This window comes from Mycobacterium sp. (genome assembly GCF_002863225.1).
GTDB lineage: Bacteria > Actinomycetota > Actinomycetes > Mycobacteriales > Mycobacteriaceae > Mycobacterium.
On sequence record NZ_PKEK01000010.1, the window covers coordinates 115348 to 133013 of the forward strand.

The window sequence follows — 17666 nt, forward strand, 5'->3', positions numbered from 1 at the left end:
GCTGCCGCATTGCCGTTTCGGCCGCGACCGGGCGAGCAGGACGGCTCCGCCGGGCAAAACAAGGGAAAACCCTATAGCAAACCGCGCGGTCCACGACATAGCGTTGGCTGGTCGCGACCGGCGTCAGGCGCGCCGGACACGCCCGCGCAAACGTTTTCGATGTGGATCGGCGATCCGCCATCCGGAAAGGCCGCGTGAGCATGCCCGAACACGGCAGAGCCGTTGCGACTCAACGTGACCCATTCCACCTCGATGTTTTCATGCGCTCGCCCGAAGGGACATTGCTGCACCTCTGGGGACGGGACGGTGACGCGGACCCTTTCGACAACGCGATGGACCTCGGCGGCGCACTCGACTCCGAGCCGGTGGCGGTCAGGCGATTCCCCGCGGGCATGGACGTCTTCGCCTTGAGCAAGGTTGCCGTGGGTTCCTCCGAGGGACCGAAAATCTTGCACTGGTCCTGGAGCCCCACCAGCGGACTGTGGACCGGGCCTGACGAACTTCCCGGTTTCGCGGCCACCGCGCCAGGAGCGGTGGCCGATGACGATCGACTGTACGTGTTCGCACGAAGCGTCGACGGGCCGATTCGGTGGTGGCTGAAAGTCGGGGACGCGGACTGGAAAGACAAAGGACCGCTCTTCATCGGTCCACGGTTCGCCGTCGGGGATCCCATTGCGATCCGCCGAGCCAAAGACATAATCGATGTCTATTACTGCGCGCAGCATCCGGACGTCGAACCCGGCGATCTGCAGGATAAGCGCACCATCGTCGTGACCGACACGCTCACCCACACCGGCGACGGTAGACACACCGTCGAGGAACACCAATGCCGGACGCTGCACCATGTTTTCGACACCCGAAGCGTCACCGCGTATTCGCGAAACGATCAAAGACAGGACGTCTTCGCGCGCTCCACAGCCGGCGACCTGATTCATTGGGGCAGGGGCTGGATATATGAACCGGCGGAGACCGACGATGGCTGGTACGGCCCCGAGAAAATCACCGGCATCGCACCTCCGCGGCTCACACTCGACCCCGTCGCCGTCAACCGCGTCGGGCACGCCGACATCTTCTACCCCGACAAAGCCTCAGGAGCGCTGCGGCGCTGGACTTGGAACGAACGCACGTGGGAACCCAACGACGCCGGTCCCGGCATCTTTCCGAGCACCCCCGTTGCGGTCACCCGCAATAAAGACACCATCGAATTGGTGCTCCGCACCGGCGATTACCAGGTGACCGTATGGAAGTGGAGTGAGGCCGTACCGGGTTCGGACCATGGTTGGACCGGGCCGAAGGTCTGGACGGCGAGTGCGTTCAAACAGGCTCCGACGCAGGACCCCCTCGCCGGCACCACCGATGACGATCCGCCCGACTTTCTGATCGTTCGCCCCGACGACCACGTCCTGCTCGGAGTGAGCGCACCCGGACACGTGGTGCGACAGAACCCGACACCTGACCCACCGACGCTCGAAATTCCGGGCGGCGACGTCGTCGTCACGCTTCCGCCTCAACATATCGCCGAGCAGGTGTCGAGGCCTAAAGAAGTTGCCGCAGGGGGTGTCTGGCATGCCCTGCTGTCGGGTCCGAGCCGTGTCACGCTCGCCGAGGTGCCGAGCGCGCCTATCACCTCGGCCGATCTGCTCAACGCATTCGACGGCCATCCCGTATCGCCGGACGACAATGCGATCGAGTTGCCGCGCGGCCTGATGATCTCGCCGGAGACCACGGTGGACCAAGCGGCACCCGTCGTCCGGCATCCCGCCAACCCAGTGGGAAACGCGGGCACTTTCGCGATATGGCGGAGCAGGATCGAGTCCGCCGGAGACGGTGATCTGCACATCAGGGCGTTGCGAGCCGGCCGCGACGAGAGCATTCCGGTGGCGCTTACCAAAGCCGATCGCGTCCTGATCGCCGAATTCTGCGCCGGATCCACGGCCGAACAGCTACCGACCGCGAAGCGTCTTGAATTAAGCTGCCTCGGCGGTACTTTGGCGGCGTCGGGTAAATGGAGCACCTTCGAGTGGGACCACAACGCCGTGCTCGGCCGGGATCAGGCGGTGCGGACTTCGATCAAGGGTGTGCTCTATCCGTTCGGTCACCGGGCGGTGTGGGTTGAAATGACTGAGCGCAGCACCGACGAAAAAGTGGCGGTGTTGCGCAAGACCAACACCCTGTACATCACCGAGCCCGTGAAGCACCCCGGAGTTGACGCTCCGACGAATCTCCGAAATGCATTCCCGTTCAGCGAAATCGAAATCGGACAACGCGAGTATCGCAACCTGGACACCGCGGTCTGGACCAAGTTCCCCCGCCCGGCCAAAGCCTCCGCCGAACTGCAAGCCCAGTGTGACCGCCTGACCGGGCAACTCGATCGCCTCCACGAAGAGATATTTCTCAACGGAGCGATCGGTGGTGTCACCACGGAACGGCTCGCCGACGGCACAGCCGAGGCCATCAAATACCTGCAGCTGTATACGAAGCGCCAACGCCTCCAGCAGTTGATCGCGCTGTGGGACGAGCAAGGCACCGGAAGCGTCGACGTGCCAACGTTCTTCACACCGACGACCAAAGGCAGGGCGCTGCAGTTCCAGGTGCGCTGCACGGCGAAGAACGGCGACATCCACTTCCCGCTGGAGATGATCTTCGTCGCCGATCTCGATCTGGACGACGAGTTCCGACCGCCGTTCCGGTCGCTGACCGACTCCCGCGTCACCGACGCTTTGCTCACCACCTACATACGCAGCGGCGGCGGTGTGATCGACCTGCCAAGTGTACCAATAGATCTGGTGCCCTACACCCCAGCGACATTCGCCGGCCCGGACGCCGCGACCGAGCTCCAGACCACCGTGCACGAAGTACGGCGCCTCAACATCGTCGGCAACCACCACCTCCGCGGCTACCTGCCGTCGCTCGGTGTGCCCGGTGATCCCACGTCCTGGGCAGCGCACATCGGCATGCCCACGATCCGTTCGCTGGTCGGCACGGACCCGACTGCGCAGATCTCCTTCACGCAGGACTATCTGCAGGATGCCGCGGCCGATGTCGCGCTGAACCTCATCGACAAGTTCGAACTCGACTTCACCGACATGAAAGACCGCGCAGGTGGACTCGCGGGACCCAAGATGGTGGTAGACCAAATCTCTCGGGTCAGTGGGCTGGCCAACGCCGACCCCGCCACACTGCTGTCCGAGGGCGCTTCGCTGTTGGGCTTCTCGCTGCGCGATCTGATCGGCTCGATCGACGTGCCACCCGAACTCAAGACGATCGTTCGCGACGGTGTGCCCAACGAGGTCAGGATGAGGTGGCAGACCGTCCCGCTCAAGCCGGTCCCGATGTTCAGGCCCGGCAACAATTCGACAGTGACGATCGACGTTGTCAGCTCCGGGGCCGACAACAAGACATCCTGCATCGCCAACAATTTCACGTTGCAGATCCCGGCACCCGGACCAGACGCGACGCACCCCAACGCGCTGATCGAGATCGACTTCAAGACAGTCGAATTCCACCAGAACACCGGTGAAGCCGCCAAGGTGTCGGTGGACATCAGCGGCATCAGGTTCGTCGGCCGACTGAAATTGCTGGAGTCGCTCCAGCAAGCGATCGGCGACTTCAACCGCCTGCCGGTCAAGATCGAAGCCGCTAAGGACAAGGTCGTCGCACGCTATCAGCTGCCGCTGCCGGACGTCTCGGCGATGTCGTTCGTGATGAGCAATCTGGTGTTCAGCGCCGCGCTGACGATTCCGTTCAACAAGGAACCGGTGACTATCGCAGTCGGATTCGCCTCGCGCGAAAGGCCTTTCACGTTGACCGTGCTGATGTTCGGTGGCGGTGGTTATGTGGACCTGGAGTTGGCCAACACGGGGCTGCGGCGGCTGGAGATCTCTCTGCAGTTCGGGGCCGCGATCGGAATGAACTTCGGAATCGGTAAGGCCGAGGTGCACGCGTTCGGCGGCATCCGCTACGCCTTGGAGTCCGGCACGCCGAAGCTCACCGGATACATCCACATCGGCGGCAGTCTCGACGTGCTAGGCCTCGTCTCGGTGTCGGTGGAACTGCGCCTCGAACTCGCCTACGACTTCGGGCACAACTGGCTCGTCGGACGGGCCACGCTGGTCATCGACATCGACATCACGCTGTACTCGGATTCTTTCGAACTCGACAGCGGCGAATGGGTGATCGCGGGTGGCTCCGGTTCACACGAACTCTCGAGCCCGGAACCGTCACCGTTCATCGCACTGCCCACACCCGACCCGACTGGTAGCGAGGCCTGGGCGCGCTACCGTGCCGCGTTCGCGGAGGTGAATTAGCCGTGAACCGCATCCTGGTCATCGCCGTTCCGGCAGGCAAAGTCGACGCGAAAGGCACCGCTCGGTTGCGTGCGCTGATCGTCCCGCAGCTCGACGTGAACGACGAAAGACCGTTGTCCGACTTCGGTTTCCGCGACTGGCCGAGAACCGTCGAGCTGGTCCGGCCGAGTTTCGTCGCACAATTCGCGCCCGATACCGCGACCACCCCGGCGGCCAAGCCGCTGACTTTGGTGCCGCATGCGTCGTCAACGGTCTGGAACGGCTTCTTCGACAACGCCCGGGTGCGGCAGCCGCAATTCACCGAATACGGCGAACTGTACGTCGCTCCGACCTCAACGGATGCGCAGACGATCGTCGAGGGTTACGCAAAGACGGCGGGCACCCACACCGGCGACGACGACCCGGAGGTCGCGGCGAACGCCGCTGCCGCAGCGCGCGAGCAGTACCAGCAGTGGGTCGAGCCGCCGAAGGTCGCGCCACCGCCCGACGACTTCGGCAACGCCACGTTGACCGACGACTCGCACGATTGGTCGGTTCCGGATTTTCAGCGGACGGTATCGATGCTCCGCGAGCATCCCGCCGTACTGCTCCAGCTGGGCCTGATCCTCGAGTACACGTTGCGCGGCAGCGACATCCCGACCGGCGCCGGATCACGCCTGGTACGTATCCACTCCGATCTCGATACCCGTGTACCGGCCACCGTCAGCGTGTTCGCGCCCTGGACCCGTTACCAATTCGCCGACTCGCGGTTCCTGCCGTGGTCTGCGCCGGACAGCGATGTGACCCGCGGAATCGTGGATCTTGCCGGCGCAGCCAAGATCTCGGCCAAGCGACAAGGTCAATCCAGCCGATGGGCCTTGGCGACCTTCGATGTCGCGGGGGCGGTGAGCCGCTTGCGCGAGGGCGCGCAGCGCGAAAATGCGGGCGGCACGGCCCCGAGCACGCTGCCGGTGCTGCGCTCCGCGGGGATCACGTTGCTGCGTCGTGGCCGCGAGCAGCAGTTGCGGCTGAAAGTTGCGAATAGGGTTCGGGCGCAATCACATCGCGCCGGTGGAGCACTCCCGGGCCCCGACGTCGCAGACCAGATATTCACCGCCGACGATCTCACGCTGGGCTATCGCGTCGACATCAGAGAGCAGACCGGGGATTGGACGCCGCTCTGCGAACGCGCGGCGACGTACTTCCTCGACGATCAGCCCTTCGGCCCCAGGGGTCAGCGCGAGGAGGGCCAGGTCAAGGTGAACGCAGCGGCTGTCGAGAAGGACAACGTGCTGCGGGCCGACGAGGCCGTAGTCCGTTGGTACGGTTGGAATCTCGCAATCCGCCGGCCGGTGTTCGACCAGAATGGGGAGCGGACGCCCGAGGAGAGTCGCGTCGAGGTCCCCTTCAACTTCCGGTGGGCCTTCGACCAGGTACCCCGAACCAGACAAATCCCGCTGCGATTCGGCCATGGCTATCACATGCGGGTCCGCGTCGCCGATATGGCAGGCGGCGGACTGGCGGCGGCCGACCTGCACGACGCCAACGAAGGCGAGTCCGACCTGGTTCTCTACGGACGTCACGAACCGGTTCCGCCACCTGAATTCGCACCTGTTCCAGGCCTATTGCCGGATTCCAATACTCAGCATGCGGTGGAGGTGTTCGGCCGCGGCGGCACGATCGACCGGCTTGTCGTGCGCAGCGATCCCGCGGGTGACGTGCCGATGGATGTCGAGCAATTCGCCGCGGCCCACTCGTATCCTGCGAACAACTCGAGAATTTTGCTGCCTCCCCCGACGTCGATGACCATTGCCGAGCAGTACGGCGCGCTCGACGGAGCCGATTCCGTGACGTGGAGTTGGGTGCAGCGTGCGATGACCGCGCCTGCGGCCGACCCGAACGGCAGCTACACGTGGCTCCCCGACCCGGCCGCCCTGCAAGTCCAGGTATTCGTTCGGAGGCAGGCGGATTCACCGGCGCCGGGCCGCAAACTCACCGATCAGTGGGCACCGAGGTGGCCGGACCTCCATGCCAAACGACTCGAGTTGGACGGCCGGGCACCCAACGAAGAGGTCGTCGAATGGGGCGAGAGTCACGTCGCGCCGGTGCGAACGCTTTTCGCCCGCCTCGACGCGGGGCTGCAGGTCGATCTGGAACTCTCCTCGACCATCCGCACCACCGAGATCGACAAATTCGAGGTGAAGGCCTGGGCGGACGGCGGCGCGGAAGCGCTTATCCCGCAGGGTCGCCATCCGATGGCAACACCGCCCCGGGTCGTAGAACTCGTCCACGCGGTGCGGCGGCCGATCAACCCACCTAAATCGGTGCTGAGCGGGACCCGGCGCAGGGGCGACCACGTCGCGGTGCTGATCGACCACGGCGTTCTATTCGGAATCCACCGGCCCAGCACTGGTCAGTTGGACGTCAAAGCGCAGTGGCATGAGCCTTCGGACAGCGAAGCGCCCGGCCCGGTGATCACCGAAGAGGTCGTCTCGATGACCGTGGGACGTGACGCCGTCGTGATCGGCGATCCGACGCTGTCTGCGGACGACGGAACGACCGTGTCCTCGTTCCGTCACGACTTCGGAGACACCCGCCACCGCATGGTCACCTACACGTTGACCGCGCTGAGCCGCTACCGGGATTTCTTCAACGACGGCGACGACGACGACTTCCGCAGCAGCAGAACACTTTCCGCCGTCAGTATTCCCAACTCGGCGCGCCCGGCGCCGCCCGTTGTGCTCTCGGTGTCGCCCGCCTTCACCACGAGCATCTCCGAGGTCGGGTCGACTCAGGTCCAGCGCACCCGCCGAGGAAAGACCGTCCGAGTCGAGCTCGCCCGGCCATGGAACGTCTCCGGGGAAGGTGAGCAGCTCGCTGTCGTCGTCGCGACCGATTCGTCGGATGCGTACCTTCGGAAGACCGGCCGGGTTCTGTCGCGGCTCTACCGCGACCCGATCTGGAAAACCGACGTCGCGGGTGGATATCTGCAGCGGGACGCTTTCGCGGACAGCGCGAATCCTGTGACGTGCACGTTGGACGAGATCAACGCATCGGTGCTCGCTGTACCTTTCCCCGTCTCGTTCGACTCTGAGACCGACCGGTGGTTCGCCGACGTCGAAATTCCCATGTTCACAAGCGAATTGTTGGTACCCGTGCCTGATCGCCCGTATAGCCCGCTGGTGCGTCTGGGCGTGGCGCGCTACCAATCCGAGAGCGTCAAGGACTGCGCGTTGTCCCGCGTCGTCATGACCGACTTCGTGTCGCTGATGCCCGACCGCACCCTTCTCGTCGACACCTCGCTGGATAACGGTGTGGTCGAGGTGACGCTGCAACTCATCGGGCCCGAGCCCAAGGGCGCGCGCCCCAACAAGGTGGTTGCTGTGCTGGAGACGTGCCAGTTGCCCGACGGGGTCTTCGGCGCGGTCAGCGATGTCACCGCGGCCGCGCCTGGCCACCCAGGGCTGTGGCACCGCGAGGGCACCCCGGTCTCGGGCTCGCTGAACACTGCGCTGCCGCCGCTTCGTTTCCGCCGCGGCAACGGTGCGTGCCGAATCGTGGTACGCGAATACGAAGACATCGAAAGCCCGGTGCCGCCGGCGCCGGAGGGGACGTTCGCCGCCGACCTGCAGCAGCGAACGGTGTTCATCGACATCGTTCCGGTGGCCTGACCGGGCGCTGCTAGGTGTAGTCCCTCGCCAGGGTTGACACCCCGTCGGCGGGAACATGTTGTGCGCCCGGGTTATTGGAAAGCCGTTCGGCCTCGTCGGCGGCAGCCCGAAACAGTTGAGTGCTGATGTCGTCGAGCTCGGAGTCATTGCTGAAATAGAGACTGGATGCGGCTCTCAGCCACAGCGCCGCCTGCCGATAGATGCCGATGTCGCCGGCCGCCACACAGGCCGCCATGTAGCCGTTGTCGCGGAACCACCCCGAATCGACCATCACGAAGTAGTAGTGCATCGCTTCGGCCAGGGCGGCGGGATCGAGGAACCGCGCGGCAAAAGGATTGCCCTGCTCCTCCTGTCGGCTGAGCCATTCGATGTGTGAGGCGACGATTTCTAAAGCGAAGTGATAGAACGTGTACCTGGTCAGGTCACCCGACGCCGAAAGGGCCACCGCGACACCAGGATCGAGGAATACCGTCGAGTCGTCCTCGGCTATCTGCCACAAGCCACTGTCGAGGTTGCGCACATGGTTGAGCTCGTGAATCACCGCCGAGCGCAAGGTGACCTTGGCTTTTTTGCCCTGCTTGTTCGTGTGGAAGCGGCGTCCCATGATGGTGGTGTCGCGAAACCCGATGATTGCCCGAGAGATCGCGTCCGGTCCGGTGAATGGCACCGTCACCGCGGACCCGGTGAGATTGGCCAGGCTGGATTTGGAGTCCTCGTCGACTCGCAGATCGGGGATGCCCTCGGTGCGATTCTGCGAGACCATCGCCAGGCATATCTCGTCGCGCAGCAGCGACAGCATCGTGACGCCCATGTCGTGGCGAATCGTGTTGAGCGGTCGGGTAATCAGATAGTTCAGCTCGAAACCGACGAACGGTTCGACGGCCTGATTCAGTACGTACGGGGCCACCTCCCCGAACGATGGGTCGAGATAGGGCGGGTCGTAGTACATGGCGTCGTCCAACGCCGTCGACGTGCCGGGCCCCACGACGGGATCTGCGGGTGACAATCCGTTGTCCCGCTTGAAGGCGCTGACGGCATCGCCGGTATTCGTTCCGAAGACACCGTCGAGTTTGCCCGGGTTGTAGCCCAAGACGGTGAGCGCCTCCTGTACCCGCATGACCGCAACGTCGTCGTCGCCATCCGAGAGCACCCACTGCCCGGACTGGCACCCGTTGAGGACATCGTCGCCGATGAAACGCGTCGATCGCATCGCCATACGTTCAAGCTAAGCCGTCATACATCCCCTGATCAGGGCACTTGGGCGGCTCATGTGAGGTTCATATGATCTCGGTCATCCGCAAAGGCTTGACGGGCCCGTCGTCCACTCCCGCGTTTCGCCCGGCCCCAGACCGGGAAGGCGGTGGCATGTCGCTGCGCGTCGCTATAACCGGGCCGACCGGTGAGATCGGCATTTCGACCATCGAGGCGCTGGAACGCCATCCTGAGGTGGACCACATCGTCGGCATGGCGCGACGACCCTTCGACACCGCGGAGCGGGGTTGGTCGAAGACGGAATACCGGCAGGGCGACATCCTCGATCGCGACGCGGTCGACGCGTTGGTCGACGATGTCGATGTGGTCGTGCACCTCGCGTTCGTCATCATGGGCTCGCGCGAAGAGAGTGCGCGGGTGAATCTGGCCGGTACCCGCAACGTGTTCGAGGCGACTGTGGCCGCGCGGCGCCCGCGGCGACTCGTCTACACCTCGTCCGTTGCCGCGTACGGCTACCACTCCGACAACGCGACGCCGCTCACCGAGGACGTGCCGCCGCAGGGCTCGCCGGAGCACTACTACTCCGAGCAGAAAGCGGCCTGTGAAACCGCGCTGAGCGAAATCACTTCGGGCACATCGCTGGAGGTGTTCGTACTGCGGCCGTGCATCGTCGCGGGTCCGAAGGCGCCTCTGCTGGCCGATGCCATGCCGTGGAATCAGCTTCCTGACGCTGTCCGCCGGTTGACGCGGGCGCTGCCGCTGCCCAAGCCGTTCCTCCCGGACCCGGGCACCCCTTTACAGCTCGTTCACCACGACGACGTCGCGAGCGCTGTCGCTCTGGCCGTCACCACCGGCTCCGCTCCGGCGGGTGCCTACAACATCGCCGGTGACGGTGTGCTGTCGATGTCGGATGTCGCCGATGCCTTCGGTGCACGGTCGATCAAGGTTCCGCACGCCGCGGCGGCGGCGACATCCGAGGTGATTTCGCGGCTGCCGTTCCTGCCATCGGCGCTGGAGTGGCTGCACGCCGGTCGGACCTCGGTCGTCATGGACATCAGCAAGGCGAAAGAGCAACTGGGTTGGCAGCCCGAGTACTCCGCAGCGGAGACGCTCTCAGCGCTGGCGGCCTCGCTCGACTAGCGCGAGCCCATATCGAAATGAGTCTCGCCGCAATTGATTTGGCTCCAAGCTGCGACCAGGCTGGTAGCTTGATCGGCTATGGGTGCTTTGGACGGACGCGTTGCCTTGATCACCGGCGGAGCCCGCGGGCAGGGCCGCGCGCATGCGTTGGCCCTGGCGGCCGAAGGAGCCGATATTGTCGTCGCCGACGCGCCGGGTGCGATGCCCGACCTGACCTACCCGCTCGGCACCGAGGACGACCTGCGCGAGACCGCCAAGCTGGTCGACGAACTCGGCCGGCGCTGTGTGCCGGTCACCCTGGATGTTCGTGACGGAGCCGCCGTCAACGCCGCTGTCGCGCAGACCGTCGCCGACCTTGGCAGCCTCGACATCGTGGTGGCCAATGCCGGGGTTGTCAGCACCGGGCCGCTCGACGAAGTCAGCGACGCCGTATGGCGGCAACTCATCGACACCAACCTGACCGGCGCATTCCACACGCTGCGCGCGGCGATCCCGGTCATGCGCAGGCAGCGGTTCGGGCGCATCGTCGTCACCTCGTCGATGGGCGGCCGGATGGGCATCCCCGACCTCGCCGCCTACAACGCCACCAAGTGGGGCGTCATCGGCCTGGCGAAATCCGCCGCCCTCGAGGTGGCCAGAGAGGGCGTGACGATCAACGTCATCTGCCCCACCACCACGCAGACCCCGATGGTGCAACCCACCGGCGGTGACGACATTCCGGACGAACTGGTGCGCCGGATGATGAAAGCCAACCCGATCCCGCAGCCGTGGATTCAACCCGAGGACGTCAGCCGCGGTGTGCTCTACCTGGTCACCGACCCCGGCGTGATCACCGGCAGCGTCCTGGAGATCGGTCTCGGCGGCAGCGCGCGCATCCACTGACGCAAGGAGTGCCCCCGTGTGTGAGCGGTTCATCGTCCCGACAGCCGTTCTCCGTCGACTCGCCGACGACGAGTCGATCCCGGAGGAATCTCGTGCGGCGATCCGCGACAGTGTGACCGTCGAGAGCAGTTGGCGCCGACTGCGCGACGCCCACACCAGCGCGACCCGGGCGAGCCTGCTGGCCGGCGAGATCAGCGGCCTGGGGTTCGCCGGCGTCCTTGCGACCGTTCCAGCAGTCACGGTGTACGACTGCAAGAACACCAGGTCACTGCCCGGGACGCCGGTCGCAGACCCTGGCATCAGCACCGACCTGACCGCCAAACGCGCGTTCGACACCACCCGATCCGTCGTCGACTACTACCGAGAATGCTTCGGACGCAACTCTATTGACAACGCGGGCATGACACTCATGTCGTCTATCCATTACGGCGTGCGCTACGCCAATGCGTTCTGGAATGGCGCCCAGATGACCTACGGCGACGGCGACGGTCGGGTGTTCACCGACTTCACCAAGTCGGATGACGTCATCGGTCACGAGTTGACCCATGGCGTAACGCAGTTCACCGCGGGCCTCGACTACTCCGACGAGGCCGGAGCTCTCAACGAGAGCATCTCGGACGCGTTCGGCGCGATGTTCCACCAGTGGCGAAACGACCAAGCGGTCGTCGACGCGGACTGGCTGATCGGCCCGGGAGTTCTCGGCCCGGCAGCAATTGCCAAGGGGTACAACTGCCTTCGTAACTTGGCGGATCCCGGTTCACGACAATGCTTGTCCCCGCAGCCGTCGCACTACGCCAATTACATCACCGGCGGCGACCCGCACGACAACAGCGGCATCCCCAACCACGCCTTCTACTTGTCGGCCACCAACGTGGGCGGGAGGTCGTGGGAAAAAGTCGGCAAGGTCTGGTACGCCGCCTTGACCAGCCCGAAAGCCAGCGCCGCCATGGACTTCAGCGAGTTCGCCGCCCTCACTCGCGCGGCCGCCAGATCTCGGTTTCCCCGAGATCGCGACGTCTATCGTGGTGTCGACGACGCGTGGACCCGGGTTGGCATTCCACAGCCGGACGTCGTTGTCTGAGCCGGGAACGAGGCACACCGATGCAGTACTTCATCGAGCGGCGCGGGGGCCTGGCCGGGTTGAAAGCCAGTTGCATCCTCGACGGTGACAAGCTGGATCCCGGCGACCGCACGACGCTCGAGCAACTTCTCGACGGCGGCGAGCAGCTGGACGTGGATTCCGGCGCCGACCGCTACATCTACCGCATCACCCGGCACGGCCCGTCGGGCACGACAACCCGAGAGATCCCGGAAAGTGCGATGCCGAGCACGGTCGCACGCGCGGTGGCGGTCGACATCTGAATTTGGATTGCTAGGCGGCGGACTTCTCCAGAATGTGCACCCCGCACGCCGAACCCAGACCGATCACGTGAGCCAGGCCGACCTTCGCATTCTCGATCTGACGCTCGCCCGCCTCGCCGCGCAGGTGATGGCAGATCTCCCAGATGTTGGCGATGCCGGTGGCGGCGATGGGATGCCCCTTGGACTGCAGCCCGCCCGATACGTTGACCGGGGTCGCGCCGTCGCGCCAGGTCGCGCCGGAGTTGAAAAAGTCTGCGGCGCCACCTTTTTCGCACAACATCAGGTTGTCGTAGTGCACCAGCTCGGCGGTCGCGAAGCAGTCGTGCAACTCGACCAGGTCGAGATCGCCCGGGCCGATACCGGCCTGTTCGTACGCCGTCGAGGCGGCGTTGCGGGTCAGCGTGTTGACGTTCGGCAGCACCTGGCAACCATCTTCGAACGGGTCGGTGGTCAAGATCGACGCCGCCACCTTGACCGCCCGCTTGCGCTGCTGCAACGACAACGACTTCAACGTCTCGCCGTTGCAGACCACCGCGGCCGCCGCGCCGTCGCAGTTGGCCGAACACATCGGCCGAGTGTTGGGGTAGGCGATCATCACGTCGTTCATGATCTGGTCCAGCGTGAACCGCTTCTGGTAGGCGGCCAACGGGTTCAGGGTCGAATGAGCGTGGTTCTTCTCGCTGATCTTGGCGAACAACTCGAAGCTGGTGCCGCCGTATTTGTGGCCGTACTCGGTGCCGATCTGCGCGAAGACACCGGGCATCGACTCGGTGCCGATTCGCCCGTCCACCGCGGCGACCGCCCCGTACCGGCCCTTCGGCTCCCAGATGTCGGCATCGCCCTTCTTCGTGCCCGCACCGCCCAGCAGGCCGGCACCGGACAGCTTCTCCACGCCGACGGCCAGGCCGTAGTTCACCTCGCCGGCCTTGACCGCCATGATCGCGGTCCGCAGCGCGGTGGCGCCGGTCGCGCAGGCGTTGGCCACGTTGTAGACCGGGATGCCCGTCTGGCCGATCTGCTTTTGCAGTTGCTGCCCGATCCCGGCGTTGGCCGCCATCAGGTTTCCGGCGGCGATCACGCCCATGTCGGCCATCGTCACCCCGGCATCGGCCAGCGCGCCCATCGCGGCCTCGGCCGCCAGGTCGACGGTGTCTTTGTCGGCGTGCTTGCCGAATTTGGTCATTCGGATTCCGAGAATCCAGATGTCGTCACTGGCACTCATGGTTGCTCCTTCTATTGGCCTGTCGGCGTTGTCAGGTGGCGGGTTCGAAGCCGAAGCCGACCGCCTCGGTGCCGGCGGAGTCGGTGCCTATCGGGAAGGTCGCCAGCCGCACCTTCATGCCGTCGCGGATGTGCTCGGGATCGGGCTCGACATTGACCAAATTGGTGCGCACCTGAGTGCCGTCGCAGTCGACGACGGATGCGACGAATGGGGTCGGAATGCCGGGTGCGGCAAACGTGACGATGGTGAACGCCCGGACCGTGCCCTCGGTGGGCACTGCAACCGTCGTGAATTCGCATGCAAAACATCGGGCGCAGGCATTGCGCCGGTCGAAAAAGCGGGCGCGACAACTCGCGCATTCCTGTGCGACCAGGTGCGGGTCGCCGTCGTCGAGTACCAAATAGTCGACTATTGGGATTCGCCCCGCCATGACACCTCCGTCGTAGGTACTGTGACCGTATCGAGTTCGGTTCAGCTGAGATGCCGAATATCAAGATCACTTCAGCAAAGCGAGTCTTCCGCTCTGACAAGCGCTGTGCGTAAACTCTGACTAGCTTTTGTTAAGTAGACACGACGATTTTTAGGCCCGGTATGCAGGAAGCGTCTCCCATCCAGGTTGAGACCGGTCACGATTCGCTCTGGACCTACGTCGCCTGCCCGACTCTCGTCGTCGATCGAACCGGAACCGTCTGCGCGATGAGTGCCTCCGCGCAAGCCTTGATTCCCGCCGCCTCGCTGGGTAGTCCGCTGGACGCCATCGTCGACTGGCTGTCTCCCGTGCATTCGCGGCTCGTCGCGGCGTCGTCGCCGACGGACAGCAGAGATTCGTTCAACGCCGCCGGGTCTGTCAGCGGACGCAAGTTCGCGGCTCACCACGCGACGCTGCCCAGCGGCGAGGTGGCCTGGTCGCTCGTCGAAGACACCGGCCATGTGCTGCGCGAAGCTCAGCACGCACTGACCCGCGAACACGAGCGTGCCGAGTTCCTGCTCGAGGCGTCTTCGGTGTTGATGGCCTCGTTGAACATCGATCGGTGCCGCGAAGCGACCGTGCAACTGGCCGCCCGGGATCTGGCCGACGCCGCCGTCGTGGTGGCGCCCGCCGGCCGGGGCCGACGGATGCCGATCTTCTACTGCGACCAGACCGGCACCGTGGAACAGCGCAGCGTCGACGCGGACCCGTCATCGGTGACGGGTCTGAGCGAGGCGTTGCGGGGATTTCCCCCGGTGCCCTCGCGCTGGATCGACGCGGCGACACTGCCGGATTGGCTCATTCCGATGGGTTGCCCCCGGCCAGTGCGCTCGGTGATGATCACCCCGCTGCCCGGTCACGGTGTCTCGGCCGGAGCGTTGGTGCTGCTCCGCCACGCCGCGGAAGGCGAATTCTCCGAAGGCGAAGAGGTGCTCGCGCGGTTGTTCGCGGCGCGGGCCGGTGCCGCGTTGTCGGCCGCCCGGTTGTACGCCGAGCAGGCTGCGATCACCCGCACCCTGATGCGCGACCTGCTGCCGCCGGCGCTGCACCCGGTGCACGGGATCGAATTCGCCGGGGCCTACCGGGCGTCGGAGGACTACGAGGTCGTCGGCGGGGACTTTTACGACGTCCACCCCGCGGCGACCCCCGACGGTGAAACGCTGGTGATCCTCGGCGATGTGTGCGGTAAGGGCCTCGAAGCCGCCATGCTCACCGGCAAGATCCGCAACACTCTGCAGGCGTTGACGCCGCTGGCCGCCGACCACCAAGGCGTTCTGGAGTTGCTGAACAGCGCGATGCTGTCGACTGATCACGCCCGGTTTGCGACCTTGGTGTTGGCGTCGGTAGCCAACCGCGACGGCACGGTGTCACTGCGACTGACCAGCGCCGGCCACCTGCCGCCGCTGATCATCCGGGACGGCGGCCGGGTCGAGCAGGCCGATACGCGCGGCACCCTGATCGGGGCGCTGCCCGAGATCGAGGCGCAGTCCTTCGAGACGACGCTGGGCCCGGGCGAGACGTGCGTGCTCTACACCGACGGCGTGACCGAAGCTCGCGGTGGCCCGCTGGGCGGCTACCTGTTCGGCGAGGAGCGACTGGCGGCCGCGCTGGCCGAATGCGCCGCGATGCCCGCCGAGGCCGTGGTCGAACGAGTCATGATGCTCACCACCCAGTGGGTCGGCCAGCAGGTTCACGACGACATCGCCGTCGTTGCCATCACGGCCCCGCGCCGCACTCACCTGAGCGCAGTCGACGGCCACACCCGGGGAAGGTTCACGGCTTGAGCGCTCCCGACGTCGGGGCCGCCTCCGCGCAGGGTGTCGATGCCGCCGAACAGGCCTCAGTGCGCGACAAGCTCTGGGGAGCCGTCGTGGATTGCGACGAATATGCGGCAGTGACAACAATTTTCGCCGCAGCGGACGCGGGAATGCAGCCCGAGGACATCCTGCTGGAAGTGATCGCCCGGGTCCAGTACAAGATCGGTACCGAGTGGGCGGCCAACCGCATCACCGTCGCTCAGGAGCATGCCGCCACCGCGATCAACGACCGCGTCATCGCCGCGCTCGCGCAGCACCCCGCCAGCCGTTCGTCCGGGCGGGCCGGCCGGGTGACGGTGGCCTGCGTCGACGGCGAGTGGCACGCATTGCCGGCCCGACTGCTGGCCGAGACGCTGCGCCTGCGGGGCTGGCAGGTCGACTTCCTCGGCGCGCAGGTGCCTACGCCGCACCTGATTGCGCATCTGCACCAAAGCGGGCCCGATGCCGTCGCGTTGTCCTGTTCGATTCCCACCGGGCTGCCGACCGCGCACGCGGCGATCACCGCCTGCCAGGCGGCCGGCGTTGCGGTACTAGCCGGCGGCGCGGCGTTCGGCGTCGACGGCCGCTATGCCCGCCAACTGGGCGCCGACGCCTGGGCGCCCGACGCCCGTGCCGCGGCCGAGCTGTTGGACGAGGGCTTTCTCTGCACCCACCTGGCCTCCAACCGACAGCCCGTCGACGACCTGCCGCACCTGATCGACCAGGAGTACACAACCGTCAGCCAGACCGCGACACAGCTGGTCAATGAGACCTTCGCCACGCTGGAGAGCCGCGTCCCCGCGATGCGTGACTACACCGAGGCGCAGCGCCAGCGAACTGCCGAGGACATCGCCCATGTGGTGGATTTTCTGGTCGCCGGCCTATACACCGACGATGACGATTTGTTCAGCGGTTTTGTCACCTGGACTGCGGATATCCTGGCCGCCAGAGGGGTCCCGCCGACAACCTTGTTTCCCACCCTCGACTCATTGGGTAAACAGCTTCATGAGTTCCCGCGTAGTCAACGACTGCTGCGCGCCGCTATGTCCGCCCTCGCCGACGAGAAGAGTTCGGCGACCGACCCCCCACTGAATCGATGACCTACTCCCTGGCAATCAGCACCGCGGCACGATCGGCGTCCGTCCGAATCACCGGCGACCTGGACTACGAGACGTCCGACGACCTCGTCGAGGTCGCATCCCGACTACTGGCCCAGGATGGTCTGAGCGACCTTCACCTCGACTTCAGCGAGACGGCCTTCCTGGATTCTGCGGCTCTGTCCGGGTTACTGCTGCTGCACCGCCGGACCTCCGAAGCGGGTGTGACGCTCCACCTCGACAATCGCCCACTGTTCCTCGACCGTGTCCTTCAAGTGACCGGTCTGTTCAACCACTTCGACCTGACCCGCACCGACGCCGAAACAGGCGACGCCGGGCTGCTGGGCCAGACCAGCTCGGGCGAAACGGCGCGCTGACCCGCAGCACGACGTCCGCCCCACCGGCACTTTTGCCGGCCGTGGCCGAAACGTGATCGACCCTTTACCGAATTGCGAACGCGCCGTTGCGCTTCCAACATTCCGGACTTGTTTACCATCGCTATTGCAACCTCGTCTACTAAAGGAAACGG

The 17666-nt window shown here is 65.4% G+C and carries 12 protein-coding genes; 9 read left to right on the top strand and 3 right to left on the bottom strand.

Going from position 1 to position 17666, the window contains the following annotated elements:
• Nucleotides 1–260 precede the first annotated feature (260 nt).
• Together CYU59_RS02615 and CYU59_RS02620 are read left to right on the top strand one after the other, a co-directional pair.
• Nucleotides 261–4307 (top strand): hypothetical protein, encoded by a 4047-nt coding sequence (locus tag CYU59_RS02615; RefSeq protein ID WP_292975566.1) that lies wholly within the window; start codon nt 261–263, stop codon nt 4305–4307.
• 2 nt (nt 4308–4309) lie between these two features.
• Nucleotides 4310–7957 carry a hypothetical protein gene (locus CYU59_RS02620; protein ID WP_292975568.1) on the top strand — a complete coding sequence of 1216 codons (3648 nt, stop codon included), beginning with the start codon at nt 4310–4312 and terminating at the stop codon, nt 7955–7957.
• A gap of 10 nt (nt 7958–7967) precedes the next feature.
• Here the strand turns inward: CYU59_RS02620 and CYU59_RS02625 are convergent, their stop codons facing one another.
• Complete coding sequence (locus tag CYU59_RS02625) at nt 7968–9167, bottom strand: peptidoglycan-binding domain-containing protein (RefSeq protein ID WP_292975570.1); 1200 nt, start codon at nt 9165–9167, stop codon at nt 7968–7970.
• Nucleotides 9168–9322: 155 nt separating this feature from the next.
• On the opposite strand from CYU59_RS02625, the gene CYU59_RS02630 reads away from it, so the two are divergent.
• From CYU59_RS02630 to CYU59_RS02645, 4 genes are all read left to right on the top strand, one after another.
• Complete coding sequence (locus CYU59_RS02630) at nt 9323–10309, top strand: NAD-dependent epimerase/dehydratase family protein (protein ID WP_292975572.1); 987 nt, start codon at nt 9323–9325, stop codon at nt 10307–10309.
• A 78-nt stretch (nt 10310–10387) separates the two neighbouring features.
• The gene (locus CYU59_RS02635) at nt 10388–11191 is read left to right on the top strand and encodes a mycofactocin-coupled SDR family oxidoreductase (RefSeq protein ID WP_292975574.1); all 804 of its coding nucleotides are present in this window, start codon (nt 10388–10390) and stop codon (nt 11189–11191) included.
• Between the two features lie 16 nt (nt 11192–11207).
• Complete coding sequence (locus tag CYU59_RS02640; protein ID WP_292975576.1) at nt 11208–12272, top strand: M4 family metallopeptidase; 1065 nt, start codon at nt 11208–11210, stop codon at nt 12270–12272.
• Between the two features lie 20 nt (nt 12273–12292).
• Nucleotides 12293–12553, top strand: coding sequence for a protealysin inhibitor emfourin (locus CYU59_RS02645; RefSeq protein WP_292975579.1), 261 nt, complete (start codon nt 12293–12295; stop codon nt 12551–12553).
• A gap of 10 nt (nt 12554–12563) precedes the next feature.
• Here the strand turns inward: CYU59_RS02645 and CYU59_RS02650 are convergent, their stop codons facing one another.
• Together CYU59_RS02650 and CYU59_RS02655 are read right to left on the bottom strand one after the other, a co-directional pair.
• Entirely contained in the window at nt 12564–13775 is a 1212-nt protein-coding gene (locus CYU59_RS02650; RefSeq protein ID WP_292975582.1) for a thiolase family protein, read from the bottom strand.
• 31 nt (nt 13776–13806) lie between these two features.
• A complete protein-coding gene (locus CYU59_RS02655; protein ID WP_292975584.1) occupies nt 13807–14205 on the bottom strand; it encodes an OB-fold domain-containing protein in 399 nt (132 codons plus the stop codon).
• A gap of 161 nt (nt 14206–14366) precedes the next feature.
• Between CYU59_RS02655 and CYU59_RS02660 the strand changes: the two genes are divergently transcribed.
• Genes CYU59_RS02660 through CYU59_RS02670 form a run of 3 tightly spaced genes read left to right on the top strand, consistent with a single transcriptional unit; the run spans nt 14367 to nt 17514 of the window.
• Nucleotides 14367–16028: a PP2C family protein-serine/threonine phosphatase gene (locus tag CYU59_RS02660; RefSeq protein WP_292975586.1), complete on the top strand. Its 1662-nt coding sequence runs from the start codon at nt 14367–14369 to the stop codon at nt 16026–16028.
• Nucleotides 16025–17140, top strand: coding sequence for a cobalamin-dependent protein (locus CYU59_RS02665; RefSeq protein ID WP_292975588.1), 1116 nt, complete (start codon nt 16025–16027; stop codon nt 17138–17140). Before CYU59_RS02660 ends, CYU59_RS02665 begins: the two co-directional genes overlap by 4 nt.
• Nucleotides 17137–17514 carry an STAS domain-containing protein gene (locus CYU59_RS02670; RefSeq protein ID WP_292975591.1) on the top strand — a complete coding sequence of 126 codons (378 nt, stop codon included), beginning with the start codon at nt 17137–17139 and terminating at the stop codon, nt 17512–17514. The genes CYU59_RS02665 and CYU59_RS02670 overlap by 4 nt, the downstream gene beginning before the upstream one ends.
• Nucleotides 17515–17666 lie beyond the last annotated feature (152 nt).

Bases quoted from the DNA above. Each gene is read 5' to 3' on its own strand.
- CYU59_RS02615 (WP_292975566.1), top strand. From the start codon at position 261: ATGCGCTCGCCCGAAGGGACATTGCTGCACCTCTGGGGACGGGACGGT.
- CYU59_RS02625 (WP_292975570.1), bottom strand. From the start codon at position 9,167: ATGCGATCGACGCGTTTCATCGGCGACGATGTCCTCAACGGGTGCCAG.
- CYU59_RS02630 (WP_292975572.1), top strand. From the start codon at position 9,323: ATGTCGCTGCGCGTCGCTATAACCGGGCCGACCGGTGAGATCGGCATT.
- CYU59_RS02635 (WP_292975574.1), top strand. From the start codon at position 10,388: ATGGGTGCTTTGGACGGACGCGTTGCCTTGATCACCGGCGGAGCCCGC.
- CYU59_RS02645 (WP_292975579.1), top strand. From the start codon at position 12,293: ATGCAGTACTTCATCGAGCGGCGCGGGGGCCTGGCCGGGTTGAAAGCC.
- CYU59_RS02650 (WP_292975582.1), bottom strand. From the start codon at position 13,775: ATGAGTGCCAGTGACGACATCTGGATTCTCGGAATCCGAATGACCAAA.
- CYU59_RS02655 (WP_292975584.1), bottom strand. From the start codon at position 14,205: ATGGCGGGGCGAATCCCAATAGTCGACTATTTGGTACTCGACGACGGC.
- CYU59_RS02660 (WP_292975586.1), top strand. From the start codon at position 14,367: ATGCAGGAAGCGTCTCCCATCCAGGTTGAGACCGGTCACGATTCGCTC.
- CYU59_RS02670 (WP_292975591.1), top strand. From the start codon at position 17,137: ATGACCTACTCCCTGGCAATCAGCACCGCGGCACGATCGGCGTCCGTC.